The sequence below is a fragment of the Psychrobacter okhotskensis genome (assembly GCF_965638355.1).
GTDB classification, from domain to species: domain Bacteria; phylum Pseudomonadota; class Gammaproteobacteria; order Pseudomonadales; family Moraxellaceae; genus Psychrobacter; species Psychrobacter okhotskensis.
The window spans coordinates 19,904-31,544 of sequence record NZ_OZ281822.1 but is presented as its reverse complement, the minus strand read 5'-3'; the positions used below and the strand labels follow the sequence as shown (position 1 = coordinate 31,544).

Genomic DNA, 11,641 nt, shown 5'->3' with positions numbered 1-11,641 from the left:
TTTGCGTTGATATTACAATCATAGCATATGAATAATTATTCCCACTCAATAGTAGCCGGCGGCTTGCTCGACACATCATAAGTCACACGTGACACATCAGCGATTTCGTTCATGATGCGGTTCGATACCGTCTCGATCAAATCATACGGCAGATGGGCAAAGCGCGCCGTCATAAAGTCAACAGTCTCAACCGCACGTAGCGCGATTACCCACGCATAGCGGCGGCCATCACCGACCACGCCGACTGATTTGATTGGTTGGAATACGGCAAAGGCTTGCGCCGTTTTGTCATACCAGCCTGAACGCTCAAGCTCTTGCATAAAGATAGCATCAGCCAAACGCAAGACATCCGCGTATTCTTTTTTCACTTCACCCAAGATACGCACGCCCAAACCTGGACCTGGGAACGGATGACGATAGATCATTTTTGCTGGTAAGCCTAAAGTAACACCCAGTTTGCGCACTTCATCTTTGAACAAATCACGTAACGGCTCAATCAGCTTAAATGCCAAGTCATCTGGCAACCCACCGACGTTGTGGTGGCTCTTAATGACGTGGGCTTTGCCTTGATGTGATTTGGCAGATTCGATGACGTCTGGGTAAATCGTACCCTGTGCTAAGAACTCAACAACTTTACCATCGCTCTGCTCGCTCACTTGACGCGCACTATCAGCGAATACGTCGATGAAGGTTTTACCAATGATTTTGCGTTTCTTCTCTGGATCAGACTCGCCTGCTAGTGCATTTAAGAATAAATCTTCAGCATCAACACGGATGACTTTAACGCCCATGTTTTCTGCAAAGATTTGCATCACTTGGTCGCCTTCGTTCAGACGCAGCAAGCCGTTGTCTACAAATACACAGGTAAGCTGATCGCCGATTGCTTTATGCAATAACGCTGCTACCACTGAGCTATCAACACCGCCTGATAGACCGAGCAAAACTTGCTTGTCACCGATTTGCTCTTTTAACTGGGCGATACGCATATCAGCGATATTGTCTGGTGTCCAGTCGCCTGCACAGCCGCAAATCTGATGCACGAAACGACCAAGCAATTCTTGTCCTTGTAGCGTATGCGTGACTTCTGGGTGGAACTGTAAGCCGTAGTACTGCTTGCTGTCATCAGCCATAATCGCAATCGGACAGCTTGGCGTACTAGCAACGATGTCAAAACCTTCCGGTACTTCAATAACCTTGTCACCATGACTCATCCAGACATTGAGCTGAGTAGTCGCCTCTTCCGTCGTCTTGTCCTCTATGCCATCGGTCAGCTGCGAATGACCATTGACGTTAATCGTCGCTGCGCCAAATTCATGGATATCACTGGCATGAACTTGCCCACCAAAACGATCTGCCATCGCTTGCATACCGTAGCAGATACCCAGTACTGGCACGCCTAGCTCAAACACCGCATCATTGATACGTGGGCTGTTTTCTGCATGGACGCTCTCAGGGCCGCCTGACAAGATGACGCCTTTTGCGCCAAAATCGATGATGCGCTGAGTGTCGATATCATAAGGGAACATCTCACAAAACACCCCAGAATCGCGCACACGGCGGGCGATCAGCTGGCTATATTGCGAGCCAAAATCGAGGATTAAGATGCGGTCTTGCTTGATAGTCGGTATTGTAGAAGTGGCAGCGGCAGTGGTCATAAATCGATGTCCATCAATAAATAAATTGGTGGCCTATTTTAACAAGTTTACGCCCTCTATTGGCTATTAGATGGTTAATTATTGACGATTTTTGCTAGTTATCAATAGCGATGACCCGTTATTAGCGAATATTGACGATTATTTGAATGTCAGAAGGCAAGCGTGGGAAAAAAAGAGACAGCAAGCTCAATAAATAATTCTTAATAAATAAATAGCTAGGTGGAGATGACATTTATATTCGAGTAAGTCCTAATAATAGAACTGTTTAACAAAAATGATAATTTTTTATTATACAAATGACGAGTACGTATAAACGTTTTGTTTATATTGTGATATGCTCAAATGATAAGCAGTTTAACGTTAGCACGGTAGATATATAGTTATTCGCAAATGATATCAATATATATTAATACAAAGCAATCGAGTACAAGCTATACATTAGTACGGTCAGCGAGGTTGACGTTGTAATGATTTGATAGTAGGTAGGTTATAGCATCGCTAGCTGTCGCTCACTATCTGCCGTTAAGCGATCGTTATATTGGCTCTAATGATTAACACCAGATCTCTATCCAAACCTAAATAAAAGTGATAGTCGGTTCAGGATAATTTGGATACAGGGAAGACGAGTGAAGTGTCTACAGGATAGTAGACTGAGCGCGCCTGACCTCGCATCCGATTTATATAAAATGTGACTATATAATAAATCGAAAGGCTAAACTTCTATGAGCAAAATCAAATCCCTTATCCGTAAAAGCCCTAAATCTGACCAGTCTGCACCTATCGCCGTAAATTCTGATAATAAAAATATCGATAACATCAGTGTAGATAGCGTCTCAAAAGATAATACCTCCTTAAATACACCCATCGAGCAAACGCGCTGGAATGGCTGGGGCAATGTCAGTATCAATAAAAAAGTCTCACCACACGGTGCGAAATTAATCAAATCACACATCGGCAAAACCAATAAGCTAAAGTCTGTCAGCTTGCAGCAAGTACTTAAAACCGTCCCCAAATCACGACTCCCTGCTGAGCTTACCGATCTCAATATGGTATCGACCGATCAAGAGGTCAGACTCAGACACGCCCGTGGGCAAAGTTTTCCCGATTGGATCGCTATGCACGGTGGTGACTTTGAAGTCTTCCCTGATGGTGTCGCTTTCCCTGAATCGACTGATGATGTCGAGCAATTACTTAAATTAGCCCAAGAGCATGATCTTATCGTCATTCCTTTTGGTGGTGGTACTTCCGTCGTTGGTCATATCAATCCACAAAAGGGCTCGCGCCCCGTATTGACCGTCGCTATGAGCAAGATGGATCAGCTGATGGACTTAGATAATGAGAGTCAAATCGCAACCTTTGGTGCGGGTACGCAAGGGCCTGCGGTTGAGGCACAATTGGACGAGCATGGCTATCGCTTGGGACATTATCCGCAGTCTTGGGAGCTGTCAACCCTTGGCGGCTGGATTGCCGCGCGCTCTAGTGGTCAGCAGTCGTTGGGCTACGGGCGTATCGAGCAGATGTTTGCGGGTGGTACCTTAGTCACGCCACAAGGCGTACTAAATATCGCTGATATTCCCGCTTCATCCGCAGGGCCTGATTTGCGTGAGATGATGATGGGCACCGAAGGTCGCGCCGGCATCTTTACGACAGTAAAAATGCGCGTACAGTCACAACCAGAAGAAGAGCTATTTAAAGTTGCCTTTTTACCCAATTGGGCAGCAGGTAAAGCCGTACTAAAACAAGCGGTGCAGAGTAACATTCGCCTGTCTATGCTACGCCTAAGTAATGCGGTCGAGACCGATGCACACTTACATCTGGGCACTACGCCGAGTCAGTTTTTAGCGATTAGTACTTATCTAAAAGCACGCGGGCTTAGCTCAGATAAAGTCATGCTGACTTACGGCGTCTCAGGCGATAAAGCGCAGAATAAACTCGCGCTGACCCAGTTCAAAAAACTACTAAAGCAGCACGGTAGTGTCACGGGTAAGCTGACCGATATCATGGGCAATATCTGGGCACACGGGCGTTTTAAGTTTCCTTATCTTCGTGGCACTCTGTGGGAAAAAGGCATCATGGTCGATACCTTTGAGACCGCGACCAACTGGATTAATATCGATGAGCAAATGGCGCAGATGCAGGATGCGGTGAAAACTTCGCTCGCGGATGAAGGCGAGGAAGTCATGGCCTTTACTCATATCTCGCACGTTTATAAACAAGGTGCCAGTCTTTATACCACTTACTTTTTTAGAGCGGCAAAAGATCACGCTGCTACCTTAAAACGCTGGCAAAAAATCAAACATGCCGCCAGTGTTAGTTTGGCTAATGGTACAGCCACGATATCGCATCAGCATGGCGTTGGTCGTGATCACGCCCCTTATCTTGGCGCTGAAAAAGGCGCGCTTGGCCTACAAGTCACCAGCGATATGATCAAAAGCTTAGATCCTGAACAACGTATGAATCCGGGCGTTTTACTTGAAGAATGATTGCTTAAAAAGAGGAATGATAAGTACTATAGCGATATTTTTAAGCAGCCTCTTCTGGCGCAGCACGCAAGAAAAAATATTGCTGTCGCACACCGTAATCATGACGCTTTTTTGTTTAAAATTGCCTATGTCATATCAATGGATAACTAAGATGAATCACCTATGAACCAAACCAAACAACGTGAGCAAGCCCTAGCGCCCTTATCTCAAACGCAGCCTTGGGATATGCTCATTATCGGCGGTGGTATCACGGGCGCAGGCATTGCTCGTGAGGCGGCAAGGCGTGGTCTTGCGGTATTACTTATCGAGCAAAAAGACTTTGCTTGGGGCACGTCCAGCCGCTCTAGTAAAATGGTACATGGCGGACTACGCTATATTGCCTCGGGCGATTATAAAACGACTTTGCTTAGCGTGCGTGAACGTGAGCGCATGCTGAGTGAGGCTGGCGGCTTAGTCAACGAGATGCATTTCGTTATGCCGCATTATAAAGGCAAGTTCCCGCCGCCATGGATATTTAATACTTTGCTTCGCGTCTACGATAAGCTGGCAGGCAAGCGCTATTTTACCTACTTTAAAAAGGACGCTTTTTTGCGTCTGAATCCTCATATCAAGCAAAATAATTTTTTGGGTGCCAGTCAGTTTAGCGATGCGGTGACCGATGACTCGCGACTCGTGATGCGCGTGCTGGACGAAGCCATACATGACGGTGCGCAGGCGATTAACTACTTAAAAGCTGAGTCGTTACTCACTAATGAGCAGGGCTTAGTCGTTGGTGTAGATCTTAGAGATACCTCTTCTGAAAATAGCAATCAGACTTATAAAGTTCATGCCAAAGTCGTGGTTAGTGCCACAGGTGCTTGGGCGGACACCTTACGGATGCAAGCCAGTAAGCAAACGGAGCAAACCTTTAATAAGCAGATCCGTCCCTCACGCGGCAGTCATTTGGTAGTCAGTCAAGAGCGCTTGCCTATTCATCAGGCCTATACTTTTTTACACCCTGTCGATAAAAGAGCGGTGTTCGTCTTTCCGTGGGAAAACCGCACCGTCCTTGGCACCACCGATTTGGATCATCCACCATTAGGCGATGAAGAGGTCGGTATTACTAGCGAAGAGGTCGATTACCTACTAGCGGCGACCAATGCGCTGTTTGATGATGCCGATCTCAATCGAGAGGATGTCATCAGCACGTGGGCGGGCGTGCGTCCACTGATTTCAGAAGGTGGCGACGGTAAGCGCGTCAGTCCGAGCAAAGAAAAGCGCGATCATAGCGTGTGGCTAGATAATAATTTAGTGACCGTCAGCGGTGGTAAGCTCACGACCTTTCGCCTCATTGCGCTTGATGTCCTTAAAAAGTGTCAAGAAGTGCTCGCCCTTGATGAATCAGTTGTTCAAAACAACAACCTAGACAGCGACCAAGTCTTTAGCAATCAAATCCCAACCAACCCCAAATTCGCCACTTTACCAAAATCTCTACAACAGCGCTTACAAGGGTTTTACGGTCTACAACTTGATAGGTTGCTTGAACTTGCCCATGACGACGATTTGGCTTATGTCACCGACAGCAATACCATTTGGGCGGAGATTCGTTTTGCTGCACGCTATGAGCAAGTCATTCATTTGGATGACCTACTACTGCGTCGTACGCGCTTAGGGTTGATACTGCCGCATGGTGCGATGACGCCATTAATCAGTGCCAGACTGAAGCAAATTTGCCAGCAAGAGCTTGGTTGGGATGAGCAAAAGTGGCAGCAAGAAGTCGCTCGCTATCAAGACTTATGGCAGCATTATTATCATCTGCCTGCGGCTTAATGTTTTTTATCACCACATAGTTAAGGACGACTATGACCACCCTTGATGACCCTATTTATTTCTTAGCCATTGATAATGGTACCCAAAGCGTCAGAGCGCTTATCTTTGATCAATTTGGCACTGAGATCGCCAAAGCCCGTGTGCCTATCGAGCCGTATTTCTCCGAGCAGCCCAATTATGCCGAGCAGCACGCCGACTACTATTGGCAAAAGCTATGGGAGGCCTGCCAAAAGCTGTGGCAAAGCTGCGATATTAAACCTGAGCAAATCGCCGGCGTCAGTCTCGCCACTCAGCGTTATACGATGATTTGTTTGGATAAAGACAAACAGCCGCTTCGCCCCGCTATCGTCTGGATGGATTTGCGCCGCGCTGAAACTCATGACATTGGTTTTTTAAACCCGCTGACCAAAATCATCGGCATGGGCGAATTAGTCAAAGACGCCCAGCAAAAAGCGCGCTGTAATTGGCTGGCGCAAAACGAGCCTGAGATATGGGCAAAGACTGCGCACTACGTCAATCTCTCCGCCTACCTCACCTATCAACTCACAGGCGAACTCGCTGATTCGACAGGCCATTCGGTTGGCTACCTGCCTTATGACTACAAAGCGCAAAAGTGGTTAAAAGCCAAAGATTTAAAGTGGCGCTTATTCAGCTGTCGACCAGAGCAAATGCCCAAAATCGTCTCACCAGGCCAAACTCTCGGTGAGATAAGCGCCAAAGCTGCCAAAGTCACAGGTATCCCAGAGGGCACGCCAATGATTGCCGCCGCCAGTGACAAAGCCTGCGAAGCCCTAGGCGCAGCGGGACTGTCCGCCGATACCGCATGCCTTAGCTTTGGCACCACCGCCACCATCAACACCATCTCCCCCGATTATGTCGAGATTCTCAAACACATGCCCGCCTACACCGCCGCCGCCCCGCATTACTACAATCACGAGTACATGATTTATCGCGGCTTTTGGATGGTCAGCTGGTTTAAAGAACAATTCGCCCACTATGAGCAAGCGCTTGCCAAAACCCAAGGCATAGACACCGAAAAGCTCCTCGACGCCGCCGTCAAAGGCATTCCAGCAGGCAGCATGGGACTCATTATGCAGCCCTATTGGTCGCCGGGCGTGCGTCATCCTGGACTTGAAGGCAAAGGCTCGCTTATCGGTTTTGGCGATGTGCACACCCGCGCCCACGTCTATCGCGCTATCTTAGAAGGGCTGGCTTACGAGCTTAAGCTTGGATTTGATACGATTGAAAAGCGCACCGGCAAACCCATCAAACACCTGCGCGTCTCAGGCGGCGGCTCCCAAAGCGACGCCGCTATGCAGCTCACCGCCGACATCTTTGCCATGCCCGCCTACCGCCCGCACACTTTTGAAGCCACTGGCCTCGGCGCTGCCATCAACTGCGCGGTGGGTCTCGGCGTCTATCCTGACCACGCTGCTGCCAGCGACGCCATGACCCATTTAGGCGACGAATTCTTACCTATTGAAGCCAACGTGCAACTCTACAAGCGTCTGTATAACGAGGTCTATCTGAAGATGTACGAGCGCCTAAAACCCTTATACCAAAGCATTCAAGACATCACAGGCTACCCCGCCAAGTAGTCTGTGCAAGTTTGAGGTGTGGATGTATTGGGAGTGGCCAAAAGGTGGGATGCTTTTGGTTGGTATGTTGTGGGAGCTAATCGCGCCTTTTGCTTGTATCTGTACCCCTAAGCGTGGCGGGCACTAATGGCTGATGGCATTCCTGTATTCTCGATACTACCCTCAGCCAAGTGCCCGCAACCCGCTTAGTCGCACAGGATACCGCGTCAGTCACGGCTAAAACGCGTCACAAGACAACTATTATTCATCAGAAAGCACACGGGTTTGTAATCTTGTAGAGAGTATTTTCTTGCCAACTGGATTACCTTTTGGTCTTGTTGGCTTAATAACTTTCATTACTATTTGCTTAAGATTCAACTCGTGTATTAAAGCTCTATTTTCATCAGTGTTTTCAAACTCTACTGCTTGACCGTTAGCTAGTTTCTGATAAGGCTCGTCCAACTGTCTGAGTATTCCTAAGATTTCCTGCTTATCTAAATACTTAATTTGTTTTAACAGTAACTTTTTTAGCTCCTCAGAGTCAGCATGTTTAAGAAGCTGGTCATAAACAGGCAAAGACATTCTTTCACTTTCATATATTTCAATAATTTTCTTACGAACAATGTCATTACTTACTATAAGGTTGATAGCTTTAGACTCAGCTAAAACTTGCTTGTGCTGGTTAATAATTTCATCAGAACAAAATAAGGCTTCGATATCTTCTGGACGAAGCTCAATAGAATCCAAATCATGTATTACTGTTTGATGATATTTAACTAAAAAATCCAAGATCACTTCTTTTGATGCATATCCTTTGACTTGTTCCCAGTTTTCAGGAGTTAAACTTAGCTTTTCAAGAGATATTAGAGTCTGTATTTTTTCTTGGCTTATACCCTCTAGATCTGAATTATTCCAGTCATTATCAGTTATACCTATTAATTTTTCATATGCTTCATTACTTAACTGATAACTTAAAAAAAGATGTCTATCAAACTCAGTTTTAATACTCTGCCAGTCCTCATTTTCTAAAACGTCCAACTCTATATAATCAGTAGCTTGCAGATCACTCTTTCCATTTTCTAAGAACTTGATAAGTGCAGCATCTATTTCTCGATAAACACCTTGATCGTCTTGATCTTCATAAGACTCAGAAAAATATCTAAAGACATTTGACCACGAGTAATAAACTTTCAAATTTGCAACAAGATACTTTCGAATCTGCTCGTTCTCAACCTTGCTTATATCTTTAATTTTAGTAGAAGTGATGTCAATAAATCTCTCTATTATTGAATTTGGACTACCAAACACATTTAAGGCTTTTATATAGACATCTTCATCTTCAGAATACAAAGTATGCTCATCTGCATCTAACAAAATAATTCTTATGTATTCTGATAGGTTTTCAGACCAAACATCTTCAACTAAATAACCTATTTCAGAATGACATATCGTTGTTAATGGTGAATTTTTGAGCCTATTTTCTAGCTCATCTGATGGTAGTGATAAATTCGCCATCAAAGAAGCCTTGATTACATCCAACTCGACAGAGAAAAACCCTTGTTCACCAAGCCAGTTAAATAGATCAAGATTTGTAGCATCTAGGCGAGAGAATTTAGGTTGTATGGAAAGACTGATCTGTTTGAACTTTTCTTTACTTACTGATAGAGAGTCCATTAAAAAATCAATGTAGTCTTCCTTTTTAGATAAAAATCTATTGATTTTTTCAGATAGATAGCTAGAGGCTTCTAAAAAATCAATACCATATCTGATAATTTTTGAGTAATTATTAATTGTCTCTTCGTCTTCAATATCATCCAGTATCTCATCAAAAACAGTATCATCTTGCTCTATAAGTATAGGAATAAGTAAGCTTAGATAACTGATGTCCTTATTGAACAAAACAGCTAAAAACTCAACTGAAATATCTGATTTATCAGAAATTTTATATAAAAAATTCTGCTTATGCTTAACAAACTCAGTAGTCTGCAACAAATATCCCAGCATGCTAATATTTAAAACACTAGATGTACTCATCTCATTTTCTGATAAGTAACTTGATAACAGTTCGCTGTGATGGGTTAACTCTAGCTCAAACTTAGGCATTTGACGTCCATTAACAACCATCGCATAGTTTTTATCTGATCTCGATATAGACGACTCAAAAAATAGAGAAATATAATCAGGATAGTTCTCATTAATATAGCCATTTATAATAAAAAATATTAACTGTTCAGGAATATCTGGTATTTCTTCATCCTGAAGTAATTGTTTTATATCTATATCCTGAAGTAGATTCTTTATAGTATTATTTTTAATAGTGTAAAGCTCCTCCTTGAGTCTGCTTAAGCTATTAGATATATCTTTTTGCCCTTCGTTAGTTTTAGCTCTTATAATAGCTAAGCGCTCACTATAGATGAGCTGCGAATTAGTTGAATCCTCAACATCCGAAAAAGACACACCGCTAGAACTAAACCAGTGATAGCTAGCATTTTGAGAGTTAAATTCAATTTTATTATTTTTCAAGCTTTCAAGTTTTAGAAATACATTTTCGTCATACCCATCAATATCAACTGCCTCACCATCAACCTTTATGTATTTAACAACATCATGTTTCTTGCGAATCAAACTATTTAAATAGTAGCTATAAACAGCATTAAGCTCATCAATAGACAATAACATTTCATTTGAAAGTTCTGACTTACTTTCCTCTAGTTCATGAATATTCTCGGTAATTTGCGTTATACTCTTATCTATCAAACTGAGCTTTACATCATTAAATATATTGTATATCAGACCTCTGTTCGAATTCAGTTTTGAAAAATCGTTTGGATAGTAGTTTTTATATACAACTATAGCAAAAACTTGGTTCTTATCTAGCTGTAAATATTTTAAATGATTATCATAGTCTTGATATTCATTTAAAATATTTTTCACCAGTCTCATATCATCAAAATATAAACAAGCATTCCTCAGAAAACGTTTATCTATATCTTTTACCACTCCTTTATAATTCTTTTGGATTAAATCATATGCATTTGTTGAGTTAATAATCGGAATAATAGGGATGATATACTCAAAGAATTTACTTCTCTCAGTGTCAGTAAACATATCGTCTTTAATAGCATATAAGAAGACCACCCTATCTTCACAATATTTGTTTATCATAGAGTTGAGTTCGCGCAGCCTTACAAAAATTTCGTTATTATTGAACCGATCTAAATCTTCAATAATGACAACATTTTTTCCAGTAGCTTCAAAAAAATATAAAATTTCATCTAAGTGATCGTTAAGAATAGACTTTTCTTTTTCATTCTTTATATTAAATTCTGAGTTATGAAAGTTAAGCTTAATCTCAGATAACTCAAAAGATACACTTAATAACTTATATAACAATAATATAAAGCATATCAAAAAGCACCAAAATGCTAGTTTTGGTAGCCAATTAGGTAGAGAGTATACAGCTTCAATATAACCAACCTTATCAAAAAATACTAATCCACTTATAATTAGTGTTATTACTAGAAAGGCTGTAACCTTATTCGTTAAAGCATTACCAGTAATTCGTTTAAATCTTGATAAGGGAATTTTATTTTGAGGTACAGCATAAAAGAACTGTTGTAGTATGCTTCTTTCTATAAGCTGAATCTGCTCAGGCGTTAACTCCCCTTCTATTTTTATATCACTGTTTTTTTCATCAATAGCGTTCGAGTCTTTGTCGTCTGAAAAAGTATCTTTATTGATCTGAAAAGAAGAAAGAGAGATATCTAAAAAATCCCATTGGCTATTTTCTTTATATTTTTTCTTAAATGTATTTAAGACACTACTTTTCCCTGAACCATATATTCCTGTTACAGCTATATTGAAGATACTTTCTTCATTCAGTGCAGATATCAATCTATTTTCATACCTTTTATAGCTCTCTTTTCCTTCTCCTTCATCTAAGTTGTTTAAAGGAGATAGAGAATGAATTTGATGTTCATTCTCTACTTTAGAATTACTGATTTTTTCTAATTTTATTCTATGATTGAGTATTATTTTTTCCACTAATTGAATTTCCTTTTTCAGGGGCTTGCTATAGAATTTCAAAGAAAGGTTTAATTTCACTGCGTTACAAACT

The 11,641-nt window shown here is 42.3% G+C and carries 5 protein-coding genes; 3 read left to right on the top strand and 2 right to left on the bottom strand.

Annotation, left to right across the window (positions count from 1 at the left end):
- Positions 1–35 precede the first annotated feature (35 nt).
- Positions 36–1,655 carry a glutamine-hydrolyzing GMP synthase gene (gene guaA / locus ACSUPM_RS00090; protein WP_436880047.1) on the bottom strand — a complete coding sequence of 540 codons (1,620 nt, stop codon included), beginning with the start codon at positions 1,653–1,655 and terminating at the stop codon, positions 36–38.
- 722 nt (positions 1,656–2,377) lie between these two features.
- On the opposite strand from guaA, the gene ACSUPM_RS00085 reads away from it, so the two are divergent.
- From ACSUPM_RS00085 to ACSUPM_RS00075, 3 genes are all read left to right on the top strand, one after another.
- Positions 2,378–4,138 (top strand): FAD-binding oxidoreductase, encoded by a 1,761-nt coding sequence (locus ACSUPM_RS00085; RefSeq protein ID WP_436880046.1) that lies wholly within the window; start codon positions 2,378–2,380, stop codon positions 4,136–4,138.
- Between the two features lie 162 nt (positions 4,139–4,300).
- Positions 4,301–5,947 (top strand): glycerol-3-phosphate dehydrogenase/oxidase, encoded by a 1,647-nt coding sequence (locus ACSUPM_RS00080; protein ID WP_352287455.1) that lies wholly within the window; start codon positions 4,301–4,303, stop codon positions 5,945–5,947.
- A gap of 32 nt (positions 5,948–5,979) precedes the next feature.
- A complete protein-coding gene (locus ACSUPM_RS00075) occupies positions 5,980–7,545 on the top strand; it encodes an FGGY-family carbohydrate kinase (protein ID WP_436880045.1) in 1,566 nt (521 codons plus the stop codon).
- A 240-nt stretch (positions 7,546–7,785) separates the two neighbouring features.
- Here the strand turns inward: ACSUPM_RS00075 and ACSUPM_RS00070 are convergent, their stop codons facing one another.
- Positions 7,786–11,628 (bottom strand): YobI family P-loop NTPase, encoded by a 3,843-nt coding sequence (locus ACSUPM_RS00070; RefSeq protein ID WP_436880044.1) that lies wholly within the window; start codon positions 11,626–11,628, stop codon positions 7,786–7,788.
- Positions 11,629–11,641: the final 13 nt, after the last annotated feature.